Genomic DNA, 16,638 nt, shown 5'->3' on the forward strand with positions numbered 1-16,638 from the left:
GAGAAGAGCATGTTTCATCGCTTATGGACGTTAATCCGCAAAGAGTTGCAGTCGCTGCTGCGCGAACCGCAAACCCGCGCAATTCTGATTTTACCCGTGCTGATTCAGGTGATCCTGTTCCCGTTCGCCGCCACGCTGGAAGTGACCAACGCCACCATCGCCATCTACGATGAAGATAACGGCGAGCATTCGGTGGAACTTACTCAACGTTTTGCCCGCGCCAGCGCCTTTACCCATGTGCTGCTGCTGAAAAGCCCGCAGGAGATCCGCCCAACCATCGACACACAAAAGGCATTACTCCTGGTGCGTTTCCCGGCTGACTTCTCGCGCAAACTGGATACCTTCCAGACCGCGCCGTTGCAGTTGATCCTCGACGGGCGCAACTCCAACAGTGCGCAAATTGCCGCCAACTACCTGCAACAGATCGTCAAAAATTATCAGCAGGAGCTGCTGGAAGGAAAACCGAAACCCAACAACAGCGAGCTGGTGGTACGCAACTGGTATAACCCGAATCTCGACTACAAATGGTTTGTGGTGCCGTCGCTGATCGCCATGATCACCACTATCGGCGTAATGATCGTCACTTCACTTTCCGTCGCCCGCGAACGTGAACAAGGTACGCTCGATCAGTTACTGGTTTCGCCGCTCACCACCTGGCAGATATTCATCGGCAAGGCCGTACCGGCATTAATTGTCGCCACCTTCCAGGCCACCATTGTGCTGGCGATTGGTATCTGGGCGTATCAAATCCCCTTCGCCGGATCGCTGGCGCTGTTCTACTTTACGATGGTGATTTACGGTTTATCGCTGGTAGGCTTCGGTCTGTTGATTTCATCACTCTGTTCAACACAACAGCAGGCGTTTATCGGCGTGTTTGTCTTTATGATGCCCGCCATTCTCCTTTCCGGTTACGTTTCGCCGGTGGAAAACATGCCAGTGTGGCTGCAAAATCTGACGTGGATTAACCCTATTCGCCACTTTACGGACATTACCAAGCAGATTTATTTGAAGGATGCGAGTCTGGATATTGTGTGGAATAGTTTGTGGCCGCTACTGGTGATAACGGCCACGACAGGGTCAGCGGCGTACGCGATGTTTAGACGTAAGGTGATGTAACTTCTTATCTTTCGCCAGCAAAGACACCACCGCCGGGCCGGCAAGGATTGCCAGCCCTGCAATTGCCAGCAAAAAGTTGTTTTCCAGTACGCGGGACAACAGCCACAGCACAATCAGCGCTGCGCCAAAATACCAGGTCGTGGTCAGCTCTTCCAGCACGTCTGCCACCTCACGCCAGCGTTGCTCGGGGTGGCGCTGAAACACCAGCATCATCACTACCGTGACACAATACAGTGCGCATAATCCCACGCCGACGTGAACCAGAGTCTTACTCATCCAGCCCACCACCAGCAGCGCCACTACCAGTAAATGCAACATAATCTGCCAGCAACTTAGGCCAGTTGCGACACGAACACGTTGTTGCCACTTCATGGCTTCTCTCCTGAAGAATTTATCTCTACTTATTCAGAGTACCGAACTTTACGGAAAATTCCGTAAGACCGCACCTTTTTGTGACGCCGACTACACTATTTCAATGAGATAAGAGGCAAAGACAGGAAAATTATGCCCGATCAAACACAACAATTTTCGTTCAAGGTGCTCACCATCAATATTCACAAAGGCTTTACCGCGTTTAACCGACGCTTCATTTTGCCGGAACTTCGCGACGCCGTGCGTACCGTCAGTGCCGATATTGTTTGCCTGCAGGAAGTGATGGGCGCGCACGAAGTTCATCCGCTGCATGTGGAAAACTGGCCCGATACCTCGCACTACGAGTTTCTCGCCGACACCATGTGGAGCGATTTCGCCTACGGTCGCAATGCCGTATACCCGGAAGGACATCACGGTAATGCGGTTCTTTCACGTTATCCCATTGAACATTATGAGAATCGTGATGTTTCGGTCGATGGTGCGGAAAAGCGCGGCGTGCTCTACTGCCGCATTGTGCCGCCGATGACCGGAAAAGCGATTCATGTAATGTGCGTACATTTGGGCCTGCGTGAGGCGCACCGTCAGGCGCAGCTTGCGATGCTCGCCGAATGGGTGAATGAGCTACCGGACGGCGAACCGGTATTGGTGGCGGGTGATTTCAATGACTGGCGGCAAAAAGCTAATCATCCGTTAAAAATGCAGGCCGGACTGGATGAGATTTTTACCCGCGCCCACGGACGCCCGGCGCGCACGTTTCCGGTGCAATTTCCTCTACTACGACTGGACAGGATCTACGTCAAAAATGCCAGCGCCAGCGCGCCAACCGCGTTGCCGCTGCGGACATGGCGACACCTTTCTGATCATGCCCCTTTAAGTGCGGAGATTCATTTATGAAATGTAGCTGGCGCGAAGGCAATAAGATCCAGTTGCTGGAAAACGGCGAGCAATATTATCCCGCGGTGTTTAAGGCGATTGGCGAGGCGCAAGAACGCATCATTCTTGAAACGTTTATCTGGTTTGAGGATGACGTCGGCAAACAGCTGCATGCGGCGCTACTGGCAGCAGCGCAACGCGGGGTGAAAGCGGAAGTCTTGCTGGATGGCTACGGTTCGCCGGATCTCAGCGATGAGTTTGTCAATGAACTGACGGCAGCTGGCGTGGTATTTCGCTACTACGATCCCCGCCCGCGCCTTTTTGGTATGCGCACCAATGTGTTTCGCCGGATGCATCGCAAAATTGTGGTGATCGACGCGCTTATCGCCTTTATTGGCGGGCTGAATTACTCCGCCGAGCATATGTCCAGCTACGGTCCAGAGGCCAAACAGGATTACGCGGTACGCCTTGAAGGGCCGATTGTTGAAGATATCCTCCAGTTTGAACTGGAAAATCTGCCAGGACAGAGCGCGGCCCGACGCTGGTGGCGACGTCATCACAAAGCGGAAGAAAATCGCCAGCCGGGAGAAGCGCAGGTATTGCTGGTCTGGCGCGATAACGAAGAACATCGCGATGATATCGAACGTCACTATCTGAAAATGCTCACTCAGGCGCGGCGGGAAGTGATTATCGCCAACGCCTACTTCTTCCCCGGCTATCGTTTTTTACACGCCTTGCGTAAAGCGGCACGGCGCGGGGTGCGGATCAAACTGATCATTCAGGGCGAACCGGATATGCCGATTGTCAGAGTCGGCGCACGTTTGCTGTATAACTATCTGGTTAAAGGCGGCGTTCAGGTGTTTGAGTACCGCCGCCGCCCACTCCACGGCAAAGTAGCATTGATGGACGATCACTGGGCGACAGTAGGGTCCAGTAATCTCGATCCGCTCAGTTTGTCACTGAATCTCGAAGCAAATGTCATCATCCACGATCGTCATTTTAACCAGACGCTGCGCGATAATCTGAACGGCATCATCGCCGCAGATTGTCAGCAGGTCGATGAGACCATGCTGCCGAAACGCACCTGGTGGAATCTGACCAAAAGCGTGCTGGCCTTCCACTTTTTACGCCACTTCCCGGCGCTGGTCGGCTGGCTTCCGGCACACACGCCACGTCTGGCGCAGGTTGACCCGCCCGCTCAGCCGACAATGGAAACGCAGGATCGGGTAGAAACTGAAAACACGGGGGTAAAACCCTGATGAGTAAATCACACCCGCGCTGGCGCTTAGCAAAGAAGATCCTCACCTGGCTGTTTTTTATCGCGGTGATTGTGTTGTTGGTGGTCTACGCCAAAAAGGTGGACTGGGAAGAGGTCTGGAAGGTCATCCGCGACTACAATCGCGTTGCGCTGCTCAGTGCGGTCGGGCTGGTGGTCGTCAGTTATCTGATTTACGGCTGCTATGACCTGCTCGCCCGCTTCTACTGCGGTCACAAACTGGCGAAGCGCCAGGTGATGCTGGTGTCGTTTATCTGCTATGCCTTCAACCTGACGCTCAGTACCTGGGTCGGCGGGATTGGTATGCGCTATCGCCTGTACTCCCGTCTGGGATTGCCGGGCAGCACCATTACGCGGATTTTCTCGCTCAGTATTACCACCAACTGGCTGGGATATATTTTACTGGGCGGGATTATTTTTACCGCAGGCGTGGTAGAGCTACCGGACCACTGGTATATCGATCAAACCACGCTGCGCTTTCTCGGCATTGGGCTGCTTTTGATAATCGCCGTCTATTTATGGTTTTGCGCCTTTGCTAAACACCGCCACATGACCGTTAAAGGGCAAAAACTGGTACTCCCGTCGTGGAAGTTCGCCCTGGCACAGATGCTGATTTCCAGTGTTAACTGGATGGCAATGGGCGCGATGATCTGGCTGCTGCTGGGGCAGAACGTGAACTATTTCTTTGTGCTGGGCGTATTGTTGGTCAGTAGTATCGCCGGTGTGATTGTGCATATTCCGGCGGGGATTGGTGTGCTGGAAGCGGTGTTTATCGCGCTACTGGCTGGGGAGCATACATCCAAGGGCACAATTATCGCCGCCCTACTCGCTTACCGTGTGCTGTATTACTTTATCCCGCTGCTGCTGGCGCTGGTTTGCTATCTGGTACTGGAAAGCCAGGCGAAGAAGCTGCGGGCGAAAAATGAAGCGGCGATGTGAAGTATAGTTAAGTTCTTTAGTATGTGCATTTACGGCTAATGAAAAAACCGCGTATGCCTTTGCCAGACAAGCGTTATAGCTATAGCGGCAAGAATCCCAAAGAAGCCGATAAAATAGTAATAGAGTGTTAATGCACCTATAAAAGCACAACGAACCGGACTCCATAATTCTTCACTATGGCATTTTCCTGCCAGTTCAAGGAGCTTATTTCGTCCATGCGAGATAATGCCTGACCATAAGACAATCATTAAGCAACTTATTACCCAAATGGGTCGTTCACTCATTAATGTGGCATTCACGATGATTACCAGGGCCAACCCTGTCAACGTCATCATAATGGTAAAACGGTGAGAGCCAGGATCAACATTGAATAATAAACCAGCCAGCATACTGATAAAAAACATCGCGCCCGCTGTGCTGAATACGACGATAATGGCAGATACAGGCGCTAAACTCGCAACGACAATCGCCACCAAAGAGATTAAAAACAAATATATTACGCCCGCGATGGCGGTATTTATCTTGTTGATATCTTTACTTAAGCCATACATAGAAAGTAATAATAATCCTATAGCAATATACATTTCCGGTGAATCATATTTTGTTGCCGTAATTTCGAGATACTTAGCGCCCCAGGCCAGCCCTGCGGTTGCCACCAAACCCAAAGCGGTAATGAGCCATATGCCGTTTAATATCCTGGCTTCGTGCTGAAAATCTAATTTATTGCTATTTTGCGAGAATGATTCCATTCTTTTAGTTGTCCTTAGAAAAAAAACATTAATATTCACCATCAATAAATTTAAAACCACGCATACAAAATACTTTTGCATTTATGGATACAGAAAACGCTTCCGCTCGTCCATAAGGCATATTTTATACCTGGTACTTGTTAAGTGTCGTTTTTAGTAAGAAAAAAATCCCGACACATGGCCGGGATATTGATGGTGAAAAAAGAATTAACGGCGGTTGCCGAAGATCCGCAGCAACATCAGGAACAGGTTGATGAAGTCCAGATACAAGGTCAACGCGCCAAGAATGGAATATTTGCGCAGGTTCGACGTGTCGCGGGTATCAATCTGCTCACCCATATTTTTCAGTTTCTGGGTGTCATACGCCGTCAATCCGACAAAGACAATCACGCCGATGTAGGTAACTGCCCACATCAACGCTTCGCTTTTCAGCCAGAAGTTGACCAGCGATGCCAGCACAATGCCGATCAACGCCATAAACAGCATATTGCCGAAACCACTTAGATCGCGCTTCGTGGTGTAACCGTACAGGCTCATTGCGCCGAACATCCCGGCAGTAACGACGAAAGTACTGGCGATAGAAGCAGCGGTATAGACAATGAAAATACTGGAAAGCGTCAGGCCAGTCAGCGCGGAATAAAGCATAAAGAGCATCGTCGTTACACCTGCGCTCAGCTTTTGAATCATCGCTGATAACACAATAACCAGAGCTAATTGTGCTATTACCAGACCAATTAAAAAGATGCGGTTGGTGAATAATAGCTCCATAACGGCCGCGGAATTAGCCGCATACCAGGCAACAAACGCAGTAAGCAGCAAGCCTACTGTCATCCAGCCATAGACCTGTGCCATATAGGTTTGCAGGCCAGTTCGGGTTTGTACGATTGAATCAGAACGTGGGAATCTGTCCATGACGATCTCCTGAAGATATAAGGAATATCTTAAGGATACTGCAAAATGATGAGGCTGTGCATCGACGCAGCGTAAACGCATATACTGAGCGGTGAAATTGCCGGACGCAGCGGTGCCTTATCCGGCTAACAAAAAACTACCAGCGTTTTGCCGCCTGCTGATCGCTCTCCCGAGCTTCGACCCAGCGGTCGCCTTCCGGCGTGGCTTCGCGCTTCCAGAACGGTGCGCGGGTTTTGAGATAATCCATAATAAACTGCCCGGCTTCAAACGCACTGCTGCGATGCGCACTGGTGACACCGACAAAAACGATTTCATCGCCCGGCCATAATTCCCCGATGCGGTGAATCACCGTGACGCGCCCCAGCGGCCAGCGGTTACGCGCTTCATCGACAATTTCTGCCAGTGCTTTTTCAGTCATCCCCGGATAGTGTTCGAGGGTTAATGCTTTGACGCTGTCGCCAAGGTTATGGTTGCGCACCTTACCGGTAAAGGTGACTACCGCACCGTCTTCATCACGCTCCGCCAGCCACGGATACTCTTCTCCTACGCTGAACGGCTGCGGGCCGACAACAATTTTGGTTTCTGCCATCTTAACCTCCGGTTACCGGCGGGAAGAAAGCCACTTCGTCGCCGTCAGTCAGCGGATGGTCAAAACTCACCAGCGTCTGGTTGACGGCAGCCAGCAATTTGCCATCTTCCAGCGCCAGCGCCCAGCGATCGCTCTGCGCAGCCAGGTGCTGGCGTAACGCTTCAACGGTTGGGAAATCCGCAGCTACTTCGGTTGCATCTGTTCCTACCAACTCGCGCACCTGGGCGAAAAAAAGAACTTTAATCATCCGCTTCCACCTTAAAGTCACCTGATTTGCCGCCGCTCTTTGCCAGCAAACGTACCGGACCAATCACCATATCTTTTTGCACCGCTTTGCACATGTCATAAATGGTCAGCGCCGCCACGGAGGCCGCGGTTAATGCTTCCATTTCGATACCGGTTTTCCCGGTCAGGCGGCATAAGGTTTCTATACGTACCCGATTGTGCTCCGGCTCAGCCTGTAAATTGACTTCAACTTTGCTGAGCATCAGCGGGTGACACAGCGGGATCAGATCCCAGGTGCGTTTTGCCGCCTGAATACCGGCAATACGCGCAGTGGCAAATACGTCGCCTTTGTGGTGGCGACCATCAATAATCATCGCCAGCGTCTCGCTGCGCATGGTAACAAAGGCTTCGGCGCGCGCTTCACGCACGGTTTCCGCTTTGGCGGAGACATCCACCATGTGCGCTTCGCCAGCGGCGTTGATATGGGTCAGTTGCGACATACTTATTTCTTCAAATGTGGATGGAAATTACACGGACGCGTACGGGCATCCAGCTGCGGCGCAATGATATTTTCCCATGCGGTACGGCACGCTTTGGTCGAACCCGGCATGGCGAAAATCAGCGTTTTGTTAGCGACGCCCGCTACCGCACGAGATTGCAACGTGGAAGTGCCAATCTCTTCGAACGACAACATCCGGAACACTTCACCAAAACCTTCAACTTCACGGTCGAACAACGGCAGCAGCGCTTCGGGAGCCTGATCTCCTTCCGTCAGGCCAGTCCCCCCCGTAATCAATACCACTTGTACATCGTCGCTGGCGATCCACGCAGATACCTGAGCGCGAATAGCGTAGCGGTTTTCTTTCACAATGGCTTTATCGACAACGTGATGGCCCGCTTCTTGCGCCGAGTCGCGCAGATAGTGACCGGAGGTATCGTCTTCTTCACCGCGACGATTAGAAACCGTAAGAATAGCAATACGGGTCGGGATAAATTCAGTGCTTACCTGACTCATCTGATCTCTCCTTTTGACGTTTTAGCCGCCAATGTACGATAAGTTTTGCGTAATACCGGTGTTGTTTTGATGCAGGAAATGGGTCTGTTTCTTCTCCCGCAGCGCCGCTGAAATACGCGCTTCCAGCGCCTGTTGCTGGGTATCGTCTTCCAGCAGATCGCGCAGGTTAACGCCGCCTTCACCAAACAGGCAGAGATGGAGTTTACCAATGGAGGAAACGCGCAGGCGGTTGCAAGTGGCGCAGAAGTCTTTTTCATACGGCATGATAAGGCCAATCTCTCCGGCGTAATCCGGATGACAAAAGACTTGCGCGGGACCGTCGCTGCGTTGACGTAATTGGTGGATCCAGCCGCGACGCAGTAACTCGTCACGCAGAACCTGACCAGAGATGTGATGCTTACGGAAGAGCTCGCTGCCCTCGCCCGTCTCCATCAGTTCGATGAAACGCAGCTGGATGGGACGATGCTGGATCCAGTTCAGAAAGGTGTCGAGCTGATGATGATTAACATCACGCATCAGCACGGTATTGACTTTGACCTTCTCAAAACCGGCCTCAAATGCAGCATCGATTCCTGCCATGACCTGGTTGAATTTATCCTGCCCGGTAATGGCATGAAACTGGCGGGCGTCCAGACTATCAACGCTGACGTTGATGCCAGTAAGTCCAGCATCGCGCCAGTTCGCCACATCGCGTTCCAGACGGTAACCATTGGTGGTGACCGCAATCTGGCGGATAGCGTCGTTTTCTCGCACAGCGGCGATGATATCGGTAAAGTCGCGGCGTAAAGACGGCTCACCGCCCGTCAGACGGACTTTTTCGGTGCCCAGACTGGCGAAGGCGCGCGTAACCCGGCGAATTTCATCGACGGTAAGAAAGCCTTTATTGGTGACGCCGCTCGGTTTGTAGCCATCCGGCAGGCAGTAGGTGCAACGAAAGTTACACACATCGGTAATCGACAGGCGCAAGTAGTAAAACTTACGCGCAAATGCATCAGTCAGTTGTGAAGCCATGTACACCTTTCCAGATACGGGAGGCGAAGTCATTTCTTCCTTCGCCCTGGTGGCAATCTTTACGAGCATTGTCACGGCCAAAGCACCGTATCAGTTGACCCAGGTGCAGAGGCTAGAGTGTTTAGTGGTTAAGCCGATACTAGCGTGTAAATGAGATTTTTACCATCCACACTTTCGCTATGTAATCATGTATATAGCGTCATGATCGTGCTATTTCGCTACAGAATAAGGGAAAATGGCGGTTTTACTTTGATATACATCATCAGGAAGGCATAGCGTACATCGTCCTTTAGAGGTAGAAGAAAATAGTTTGTATCCTCAATATTGGCAGGTTAATTGCTGTTTCCCCGCAATTTGCGCTACTGTAGCGCGGATAATCTGACTCCAGGAAACTATATGCGCAATCGTACGCTGGCTGACCTTGATCGTGTCGTTGCTCTCGGCGGAGGGCATGGACTGGGACGCGTTCTCTCATCACTTTCGTCTTTGGGTTCTCGTTTAACGGGTATCGTCACCACCACGGATAATGGTGGCTCGACGGGGCGTATTCGCCGCTCAGAAGGCGGTATTGCCTGGGGCGATATGCGTAACTGCCTCAACCAGCTGATAACTGAACCCAGCGTCGCTTCCGCAATGTTTGAATATCGTTTCGGCGGTAATGGCGAACTTTCCGGGCACAACCTTGGAAACCTGATGCTGAAGGCACTGGATCACCTTAGCGTGCGACCTCTTGAAGCGATCAATCTGATTCGCAATCTGCTGAAAGTGGACGCACATTTGATTCCGATGTCGGAGCATCCGGTTGATCTAATGGCGATTGACGATCAGGGGCATGAAGTATACGGCGAGGTCAATATTGACCAGTTAACTACGCCGATTCAGGAGTTACTGTTAACGCCGAATGTACCCGCAACGCGTGAGGCTGTTCACGCTATCAGTGAAGCGGATCTCATCATTATTGGGCCTGGCAGTTTTTATACCAGCCTGATGCCAATTCTGCTGCTGAATGAAATCGCACAGGCATTACGCCGCACGCCAGCGCCGATGGTCTATATCGGCAATCTGGGGCGTGAGTTAAGTTTACCTGCGGCTAATCTGAAGCTGGAAAGCAAGCTGGCAATTATGGAGCAGTATGTTGGTAAAAAGGTCATTGATGCGGTCATCGTCGGGCCCAAAGTGGATGTCTCGGCGGTGAAAGAGCGGATTGTGATTCAGGAGGTGCTGGAGGCCAGCGATATTCCGTATCGTCATGACCGCCAGTTGCTGCATAGCGCGCTGGAAAAGGCATTACAGGCTTTAGGTTAACACGAAGCCGGAAGAATATTCCGGCTTCGTCATCTTGTCACGACGCGGCAATAAACAAATCACGCAACTGATGCAACTGGTCACGAATTTGCGCCGCTTCTTCGAACTCCAGATTCTGCGCGTGTTGCATCATCAACCCTTCCAGTTCATGGATCTTCTGCTGCAACGCTTTAGGCGACATATCCATCGGCACATTATCCGGCTCAACAATCGGGCGCGATTTTCCTCTGCCCTTCGCTTTGGTTTTGGCAATGTTCTGCCCCAGCGCCAGGATATCGACCACTTTCTTGTTCAAGCCTTGCGGCGTAATGCCGTGTTCCTCGTTGTACTTCTGCTGTTTCTCGCGGCGACGTTCGGTTTCGCCAATCGCTTTCGCCATTGATGGGGTGATCTTATCGCCGTAGAGAATCGCTTTACCGTTAACGTTACGTGCCGCACGACCAATGGTCTGGATCAACGAACGTTCGGAACGCAGGAAGCCTTCTTTGTCAGCGTCGAGGATCGCCACCAGCGACACTTCCGGCATATCCAGACCTTCGCGCAGTAAGTTGATCCCTACCAATACGTCGAACTCACCCAGACGCAAGTCGCGGATAATCTCCATACGTTCGACGGTGTCGATATCTGAGTGAAGATAACGCACGCGCTCACCGTGTTCTTCGAGATATTCAGTGAGATCTTCCGCCATCCGCTTGGTCAGAGTTGTAACCAGTACGCGTTCGTTAATTGCCGCTCGCTGACGAATCTCCGATAGAAGATCATCCACCTGTGTCGCTACCGGACGCACTTCAATAATCGGGTCAAGTAAGCCTGTTGGACGCACCACCTGATCCACCACATCGCCGCCGGATTTTTCCAGCTCGTAATTACCCGGCGTCGCCGAAACATAGATGGTTTGCGGCGCTAATGCTTCGAACTCTTCAAACTTAAGCGGACGGTTATCCAGCGCTGATGGCAGGCGGAAGCCATACTCCACCAGTGTCTCTTTACGCGCCCGGTCACCGCGATACATGCCGCCAATTTGTGGAATGGTGACGTGAGATTCATCGACGACCAACAGCCCATCGGCAGGCAGGTAATCAAACAGCGTCGGCGGTGGCTCACCTGGTCCACGGCCGGAGAGGAAGCGTGAGTAGTTTTCAATGCCCGAGCAATACCCCAGTTCGTTCATCATCTCCAGATCAAACTGGGTACGCTGGGTCAGCCGCTGCTCTTCAAGCAACTTGTTGTTCTCCAACAGCACTTTGCGTCTGGCGGCCAGTTCTTCTTTGATCTCTTCCATCGCCTGTACGATGCGCTCGCGCGGCGTGACGTAGTGCGTTTTCGGGTAGATGGTAAAACGTGGAATAGTGGAAACAATCTGCCCGGTCAGCGGGTCAAATAACGACAATCGTTCCACTTCCTCGTCAAACAGTTCCACGCGAAGTGCAATGTCATCCGATTCTGCCGGGAAGATATCTATCACCTCACCACGAACGCGGAAAGTACCGCGCTGGAATGCCTGATCATTACGAGCGTATTGCAGCTCCGCCAGTCGGCGCAGAATCGCGCGCTGATCGATAATCATACCGACCGTGAGATGGAGCATCATCTTGAGATATAAATCAGGATCGCCCAGACCATAAATCGCGGAAACCGATGCCACCACAACCACATCACGCCGCTCCAGCATCGCTTTGGTGGCGGACAAACGCATCTGCTCGATATGTTCGTTTACCGAGGCATCTTTCTCAATGAAGGTGTCGGAACTCGGTACATAGGCTTCCGGCTGATAGTAGTCGTAGTAGGAGACGAAATATTCCACCGCGTTTTCCGGGAAGAATTCTTTCATTTCGCCATACAACTGGGCCGCCAGCGTTTTGTTGGGCGCAAGTACCATGGTAGGGCGCTGAAGGTCAGCAATGACATTGGCAATGGTGAAGGTTTTCCCGGAGCCAGTCACTCCAAGTAACGTCTGGTGCGCCAGGCCATCTTCCAGCCCCTCTTCGAGACGTCGAATCGCCTCTGGCTGATCGCCAGAAGGTTTAAAAGCGGAATTCAGTTTGAACGGTTTACTCATGAGTCGCTACCTGAAGGAGTTGGGCGGGCAGGTATGTAATTTTACTCGTCGTACTTAATTATGCCAACAAATTACACTGGATAAAAAAACAGTTTCTCACCATAATATTTCTGTTACAGCGTAAACTCAGCTGTCAATCATGAGCAAAATTTACTCTGTGGCGAGATAAAACTCCGGCCTTACCGGGTTATCCCCAAAGCAACGGCTTTTTTAACATTTGTCAAGATGAGTGATGACAGTTTTATGGCAAGAGATGCCTGTTCAGTGACTGCCATTGCAATTATCTAACCAGTTAAAAAATAAAAGATATTTCTTTGAGCCGTCTTTAACGCCAATTCGCGTGCAAGCCGCGTATTCTCTCGCTTGCCTCGTGTTTTCTAACTCTAATACACATGGTTATCCACAGGAATAGTGGATAACTGTCTGCAGCCCCTATCCCCCGCCGCCTGGGCAATTCCCACATCCACCGCATGATGCGGAAGTAAAATTTTTTTCGTGATTATTTTAGAATTTAATTGGTTAAATTGCAGTCAATCGAAGACGCGATCTCGCTCGCAATTTAACCAAGTACAGGATGACTACATTAAGGCAAGATTGATGTACTTTCCGGTTGCCGCATTTTCTGGATTTTCTGCAAGCCAGGGAATTTCGCCCACCAGCGGAGCGGGAATCATGCGGGTGAGCGTGGTCAAATATTCAGCGTGACGCTTGCCCGGTGGAGTGACATCGTTCGCTACCCAACCCACCAGAGTGAGTCCGGCTTGCTGCACAGCCTGTGCAGTCAACATCGCGTGATTAATACAGCCGAGTTTCACACCAACTACCAGTATCACCGGCAGTTGTTCCTGTGTTACCCAATCCGCAAAAGTGAAAGTGTCAGAAAGCGGCGTAAACCAGCCGCCAGCACCTTCCACTAACACCCAGTCAGCCTGTTGTTCAAGCGCGCGTAATCCGGCGCTCATTACCAATGATTCTATCGGCCTGCCCTCTTGCGCGCTGATGATGTGCGGCGAAGTGGGTTCTGCGAAGGTGTAAGGATTTACCGTTGCGTAATCCAGCTGCAGGCTGCTGTTGCGCTGTAACGCCAGCGCGTCGCTATTACGTAAGCCTTCCGGGGTCTTTTCGCTGCCAGAGGCGACCGGTTTATAACCTGCCGTCCGGTGGCCTACTGCCTTTGCGGCTTGTAAAAGTGCACAACTGGCGACGGTTTTCCCCACTTCGGTATCCGTTCCGGTGACAAAATAACGTTTACTCACGAGCAATCACTCCCAAAAAAAGATGATACGTCAGAGGATATCGCCCCTGTTGTTGCGGCCAGGCCAGTTGCAATCGCTGCAACTGCGAACGCGTTAATATTCGCGGGTCGCGCCCTTCATGAAGATGCGTGGCACCGATGCCTTTCAGCGAACGCATGGCACTGAGCGCATCATCAAACCACAGCGTGATGGGCTGAATATGATGTTGATAATGCACGCCGTTCAGTGACTGTTCGATTTCATCTGGCGGTAAAAAGCGATTAGCATGCGGACGCTCGTCCACCGCCTGCCACGCCTGATGTAATTCAGGGAGCGATCCCTGCACCAGCGTGGTAAACGCGACCACGCCTCCGGGGCGCACCACCCTGTATAGCTCGCGGAGTGCCGTGGATAAATTACCGCACCACTGTACCGCGAGATTGCTCCATGCAAGATCGAAGGTTGCAGTCGCTAACGGCAGGGATTCGATATCTCCCGCCAGATAATGGTCTGCGGCATCCTTCTGGCGTGCCTGAACAAGCATTGGCGGAGAGAGATCTAACGCCGTCACCTGCGCGTGACGTTCCCGCCAGTGGCGGCTCATCCAGCCAGGTCCACAACCCGCATCCAGTACGTGGGTGTATTTACGCTGTGGGAGCATTGCCAGTAAGACGTCAGCACTCTGGCGCTGTAGATCCGCATGTTGCTCATAGTGCGCGGCTGCCCGACCAAATGCCGCTGCAATGGCTTGTTTATTAACCGTTGTCATGCAGCACCTCCAGCAGACTATCGATATCCTGCATTTCATGCGCTGCGGTTAGCGTTAAGCGCAGTCGCGCAGTACCAGCGGGTACGGTTGGCGGGCGAATCGCCGTGACCCAGCAACCTTGCTGGCGCAGTTTTTCTGCCAGTTGTAACGCACGGCTGTTATCACCGACGATCAATGGCTGGATGGCGCTCCATGAATCAGCAAGCGTAAACGGCAAATCCTGCACTCCGGCACGAAAACGCGTAATGAGTGCCGCCAGTTTTTCGCGCCGTGCATCACCCTCATCACTGCGAATGACCGCCAGCGACGCACGTAATGCCTGCGCCTGAGCGGGCGGCATACTGGTGCTGTAGATAAGATGGCGGGCGAATTGCAGCAGATAATCCGCCACCGTATTGGAGCAAAGCACCGCTGCTCCGCTGATGCCAAATCCTTTGCCAAAAGTCACCACCAGCAATTCTGGTTTTACCTTTTGCAGCCAGCAGCTGCCACGCCCCTGCTCCCCGATAACGCCCGTGCCGTGGGCGTCATCGACCATCAACCAGCCATCGTGCTGTTGCGTTACCTGCTGGATTTCCTCCAGTGGCGCACTATCGCCGTCCATGCTGAACACGCCTTCTGTCACTACCAGTTGCTGCCCCGGACAGGGGGAAGCAAGCAGTCGCGCCAGATGAGTGACATCGTTATGAGCAAAACGGCGAAGCGGCGACGGGCTTAAACTTGCAGCCTCCAGCAATGAGGCATGGCTAAGCCGGTCGGCAACAATACGGTCCTCTTTCGCCATCATCGCGGCAATGACGGCCTGATTTGCGGCAAAACCAGAGATAAACAGCAGTGCCCGCGAATAGCCCAGCCACTCGGCCAGTTCTTCTTCCAGCGCCTGATGCGCCACGCTATAACCGCTGACGTGACCGGAGCCGCCGCTACCGACGCCAAATTGCTCCGCACTCTGCTTCCAGGCACGGATAATTTGCGGATGATGGCTTAAACCTAAATAATCGTTACTGGAAAAGTTCAGATACTGGCGATCGTCCGCCACCAGCCAGCGTCCGGCTCCTTGCGCCACTGGATAACGGCGACGCAGGGCATCGGCAGCACGCCGCGCATCGAGCGCCGCGTTGATTTTCTCCTGCCAGCTCATAGTGCTGCCGCGTTGTAATATTCGTCAGTGTCCGGGGTCATCAGCGCCTGCTCCAGACGCTGCTGTTGTTCGTTATCGCCCGCCAGCACGGCAGTTTGCTGCGGATTTAGCCCCAGTTTGCGGAACAGTTGCAGGTCTTTATCTTCTTCCGGATTCGGCGTGGTCAGCAGTTTGCAACCGTAGAAAATCGAGTTTGCGCCAGCCATAAAGCACATCGCCTGAGTCTGTTCGTTCATCTGCTCGCGTCCGGCAGAAAGGCGTACGTAAGAGGTCGGCATCATGATCCGCGCAACTGCAATGGTGCGAATAAAATCAAAGGCATCGACATCATCGTTATCCGCCAGCGGCGTGCCTTTCACCTTCACCAGCATGTTGATTGGTACGCTTTCCGGCGGTGTTGGCAGGTTTGCCAGTTGCAGCAATAATCCGGCGCGATCTTTTACTGTTTCGCCTAAGCCCACAATGCCGCCTGAACAGACTTTGATCCCGGCGTCGCGCACTTTTTCCAGCGTATCGAGGCGTTCCTGATAGGTACGCGTGGTGATGATATTGCCGTAAAACTCCGGCGAGGTGTCGAGGTTGTGGTTGTAGTAATCCAGCCCGGCATTCGCCAGGCGCTGCGCCTGAGATTCACTCAACGTGCCCAGCGTCATACACGCCTCCAGCCCCATCGCTTTTACCCCCTGCACCATTTGTTCCAGGTACGGCATATCGCGTTCGTGGGGATTCTTCCACGCCGCGCCCATGCAGAAGCGCGTCGATCCTGCCGCTTTCGCTTTGCGCGCCGACTCCAGCACCTGTTCAACTTCCATCAACCGCTCGGCTTCCAGCCCGGTTTTGTAGCGCGAGCTTTGCGGGCAATATTTGCAATCTTCCGGACAAGCTCCGGTCTTAATCGACAGCAAAGTGCTGACCTGCACCTGACGAGGATCGAAATGCTGACGATGCACCTGCTGCGCTTCAAACAGCAGATCCAGCAACGGTTTTTCAAATAATTCTGTGACTTGCGACAATGTCCAGCGTGGGCGGTGAGCCATGGGGCTTCTCCAAAA

At 52.5% G+C, this 16,638-nt stretch carries 18 protein-coding genes and 1 riboswitch; of the genes, 5 read left to right on the forward strand and 13 right to left on the reverse strand.

Annotated features, from left to right (window positions below; genetic code table 11):
- Nucleotides 1-9 precede the first annotated feature (9 nt).
- On the forward strand, nucleotides 10-1,116 hold the full coding sequence (locus ACJHYW_RS07685) for an ABC transporter permease (protein ID WP_000469031.1): 1,107 nt from the start codon (nucleotides 10-12) through the stop codon (nucleotides 1,114-1,116).
- Here the strand turns inward: ACJHYW_RS07685 and ACJHYW_RS07690 are convergent.
- Nucleotides 1,078-1,488 carry a YbhQ family protein gene (locus ACJHYW_RS07690; protein WP_000871982.1) on the reverse strand — a complete coding sequence of 137 codons (411 nt, stop codon included), beginning with the start codon at nucleotides 1,486-1,488 and terminating at the stop codon, nucleotides 1,078-1,080. The genes ACJHYW_RS07685 and ACJHYW_RS07690 overlap by 39 nt on opposite strands.
- A 132-nt stretch (nucleotides 1,489-1,620) precedes the next feature.
- Between ACJHYW_RS07690 and ACJHYW_RS07695 the strand changes: the two genes are divergently transcribed.
- From ACJHYW_RS07695 to ACJHYW_RS07705, 3 genes are read left to right on the forward strand one after another with little or no spacing between them, the layout of a single operon-like run.
- The gene (locus ACJHYW_RS07695) at nucleotides 1,621-2,382 is read left to right on the forward strand and encodes an endonuclease/exonuclease/phosphatase family protein (protein WP_001113344.1); all 762 of its coding nucleotides are present in this window, start codon (nucleotides 1,621-1,623) and stop codon (nucleotides 2,380-2,382) included.
- Nucleotides 2,379-3,620 carry a cardiolipin synthase ClsB gene (clsB, locus tag ACJHYW_RS07700; RefSeq protein ID WP_000650324.1) on the forward strand — a complete coding sequence of 414 codons (1,242 nt, stop codon included), beginning with the start codon at nucleotides 2,379-2,381 and terminating at the stop codon, nucleotides 3,618-3,620. Before ACJHYW_RS07695 ends, clsB begins: the two co-directional genes overlap by 4 nt.
- Nucleotides 3,620-4,576, forward strand: a complete 957-nt coding sequence (locus tag ACJHYW_RS07705; protein ID WP_000045463.1) for a YbhN family protein — start codon at nucleotides 3,620-3,622, stop codon at nucleotides 4,574-4,576. The genes clsB and ACJHYW_RS07705 overlap by 1 nt, the downstream gene beginning before the upstream one ends.
- Before the next feature lie 35 nt (nucleotides 4,577-4,611).
- Here the strand turns inward: ACJHYW_RS07705 and ACJHYW_RS07710 are convergent, their stop codons facing one another.
- From ACJHYW_RS07710 to moaA, 7 genes are all read right to left on the reverse strand, one after another.
- The gene (locus ACJHYW_RS07710; protein ID WP_001361292.1) at nucleotides 4,612-5,325 is read right to left on the reverse strand and encodes a Bax inhibitor-1/YccA family protein; all 714 of its coding nucleotides are present in this window, start codon (nucleotides 5,323-5,325) and stop codon (nucleotides 4,612-4,614) included.
- Nucleotides 5,326-5,532: 207 nt separating this feature from the next.
- A complete protein-coding gene (locus ACJHYW_RS07715) occupies nucleotides 5,533-6,237 on the reverse strand; it encodes a Bax inhibitor-1/YccA family protein (RefSeq protein ID WP_001361291.1) in 705 nt (234 codons plus the stop codon).
- A gap of 136 nt (nucleotides 6,238-6,373) precedes the next feature.
- Entirely contained in the window at nucleotides 6,374-6,826 is a 453-nt protein-coding gene (moaE, locus tag ACJHYW_RS07720; RefSeq protein ID WP_000852287.1) for a molybdopterin synthase catalytic subunit MoaE, read from the reverse strand.
- 1 nt (nucleotide 6,827) lies between these two features.
- Nucleotides 6,828-7,073: a molybdopterin synthase sulfur carrier subunit gene (gene moaD / locus ACJHYW_RS07725; protein WP_000598612.1), complete on the reverse strand. Its 246-nt coding sequence runs from the start codon at nucleotides 7,071-7,073 to the stop codon at nucleotides 6,828-6,830.
- The gene (moaC, locus tag ACJHYW_RS07730; protein ID WP_000080883.1) at nucleotides 7,066-7,551 is read right to left on the reverse strand and encodes a cyclic pyranopterin monophosphate synthase MoaC; all 486 of its coding nucleotides are present in this window, start codon (nucleotides 7,549-7,551) and stop codon (nucleotides 7,066-7,068) included. Before moaC ends, moaD begins: the two co-directional genes overlap by 8 nt.
- Before the next feature lie 2 nt (nucleotides 7,552-7,553).
- The gene (moaB, locus tag ACJHYW_RS07735) at nucleotides 7,554-8,066 is read right to left on the reverse strand and encodes a molybdenum cofactor biosynthesis protein B (protein ID WP_000084639.1); all 513 of its coding nucleotides are present in this window, start codon (nucleotides 8,064-8,066) and stop codon (nucleotides 7,554-7,556) included.
- 21 nt (nucleotides 8,067-8,087) lie between these two features.
- On the reverse strand, nucleotides 8,088-9,077 hold the full coding sequence (gene moaA, locus ACJHYW_RS07740; protein WP_001295301.1) for a GTP 3',8-cyclase MoaA: 990 nt from the start codon (nucleotides 9,075-9,077) through the stop codon (nucleotides 8,088-8,090).
- Nucleotides 9,065-9,209, reverse strand: a riboswitch (molybdenum cofactor riboswitch). It overlaps the preceding gene by 13 nt.
- 264 nt (nucleotides 9,210-9,473) lie before the next feature.
- On the opposite strand from moaA, the gene yvcK reads away from it, so the two are divergent.
- The gene (gene yvcK, locus ACJHYW_RS07745) at nucleotides 9,474-10,382 is read left to right on the forward strand and encodes a uridine diphosphate-N-acetylglucosamine-binding protein YvcK (RefSeq protein WP_001361290.1); all 909 of its coding nucleotides are present in this window, start codon (nucleotides 9,474-9,476) and stop codon (nucleotides 10,380-10,382) included.
- A 37-nt stretch (nucleotides 10,383-10,419) separates the two neighbouring features.
- On the opposite strand, the gene uvrB is transcribed toward yvcK, so the two are convergent.
- From uvrB to bioB, 5 genes are all read right to left on the reverse strand, one after another.
- Nucleotides 10,420-12,441 (reverse strand): excinuclease ABC subunit UvrB, encoded by a 2,022-nt coding sequence (gene uvrB, locus ACJHYW_RS07750; RefSeq protein ID WP_000042532.1) that lies wholly within the window; start codon nucleotides 12,439-12,441, stop codon nucleotides 10,420-10,422.
- Between the two features lie 578 nt (nucleotides 12,442-13,019).
- The gene (gene bioD, locus ACJHYW_RS07755; protein WP_000044856.1) at nucleotides 13,020-13,697 is read right to left on the reverse strand and encodes a dethiobiotin synthase; all 678 of its coding nucleotides are present in this window, start codon (nucleotides 13,695-13,697) and stop codon (nucleotides 13,020-13,022) included.
- Nucleotides 13,690-14,445 (reverse strand): malonyl-ACP O-methyltransferase BioC, encoded by a 756-nt coding sequence (gene bioC / locus ACJHYW_RS07760; RefSeq protein ID WP_000214374.1) that lies wholly within the window; start codon nucleotides 14,443-14,445, stop codon nucleotides 13,690-13,692. The genes bioD and bioC overlap by 8 nt, the downstream gene beginning before the upstream one ends.
- Nucleotides 14,432-15,586, reverse strand: a complete 1,155-nt coding sequence (gene bioF / locus ACJHYW_RS07765) for an 8-amino-7-oxononanoate synthase (RefSeq protein WP_000118819.1) — start codon at nucleotides 15,584-15,586, stop codon at nucleotides 14,432-14,434. The genes bioC and bioF overlap by 14 nt, the downstream gene beginning before the upstream one ends.
- Nucleotides 15,583-16,623, reverse strand: a complete 1,041-nt coding sequence (gene bioB, locus ACJHYW_RS07770) for a biotin synthase BioB (protein WP_000951213.1) — start codon at nucleotides 16,621-16,623, stop codon at nucleotides 15,583-15,585. Before bioB ends, bioF begins: the two co-directional genes overlap by 4 nt.
- Nucleotides 16,624-16,638 lie beyond the last annotated feature (15 nt).

It is taken from the genome of Escherichia sp. WS3063 (assembly GCF_046486595.1).
Lineage (GTDB): Bacteria > Pseudomonadota > Gammaproteobacteria > Enterobacterales > Enterobacteriaceae > Escherichia > Escherichia coli.

Bases quoted from the DNA above. Each gene is read 5' to 3' on its own strand.
- ACJHYW_RS07685 (WP_000469031.1), top strand. From the start codon at position 10: ATGTTTCATCGCTTATGGACGTTAATCCGCAAAGAGTTGCAGTCGCTG.
- ACJHYW_RS07690 (WP_000871982.1), bottom strand. From the start codon at position 1,488: ATGAAGTGGCAACAACGTGTTCGTGTCGCAACTGGCCTAAGTTGCTGG.
- ACJHYW_RS07695 (WP_001113344.1), top strand. From the start codon at position 1,621: ATGCCCGATCAAACACAACAATTTTCGTTCAAGGTGCTCACCATCAAT.
- clsB (WP_000650324.1), top strand. From the start codon at position 2,379: ATGAAATGTAGCTGGCGCGAAGGCAATAAGATCCAGTTGCTGGAAAAC.
- ACJHYW_RS07705 (WP_000045463.1), top strand. From the start codon at position 3,620: ATGAGTAAATCACACCCGCGCTGGCGCTTAGCAAAGAAGATCCTCACC.
- ACJHYW_RS07710 (WP_001361292.1), bottom strand. From the start codon at position 5,325: ATGGAATCATTCTCGCAAAATAGCAATAAATTAGATTTTCAGCACGAA.
- ACJHYW_RS07715 (WP_001361291.1), bottom strand. From the start codon at position 6,237: ATGGACAGATTCCCACGTTCTGATTCAATCGTACAAACCCGAACTGGC.
- moaE (WP_000852287.1), bottom strand. From the start codon at position 6,826: ATGGCAGAAACCAAAATTGTTGTCGGCCCGCAGCCGTTCAGCGTAGGA.
- moaD (WP_000598612.1), bottom strand. From the start codon at position 7,073: ATGATTAAAGTTCTTTTTTTCGCCCAGGTGCGCGAGTTGGTAGGAACA.
- moaC (WP_000080883.1), bottom strand. From the start codon at position 7,551: ATGTCGCAACTGACCCATATCAACGCCGCTGGCGAAGCGCACATGGTG.
- moaB (WP_000084639.1), bottom strand. From the start codon at position 8,066: ATGAGTCAGGTAAGCACTGAATTTATCCCGACCCGTATTGCTATTCTT.
- moaA (WP_001295301.1), bottom strand. From the start codon at position 9,077: ATGGCTTCACAACTGACTGATGCATTTGCGCGTAAGTTTTACTACTTG.
- yvcK (WP_001361290.1), top strand. From the start codon at position 9,474: ATGCGCAATCGTACGCTGGCTGACCTTGATCGTGTCGTTGCTCTCGGC.
- uvrB (WP_000042532.1), bottom strand. From the start codon at position 12,441: ATGAGTAAACCGTTCAAACTGAATTCCGCTTTTAAACCTTCTGGCGAT.
- bioC (WP_000214374.1), bottom strand. From the start codon at position 14,445: ATGACAACGGTTAATAAACAAGCCATTGCAGCGGCATTTGGTCGGGCA.
- bioF (WP_000118819.1), bottom strand. From the start codon at position 15,586: ATGAGCTGGCAGGAGAAAATCAACGCGGCGCTCGATGCGCGGCGTGCT.
- bioB (WP_000951213.1), bottom strand. From the start codon at position 16,623: ATGGCTCACCGCCCACGCTGGACATTGTCGCAAGTCACAGAATTATTT.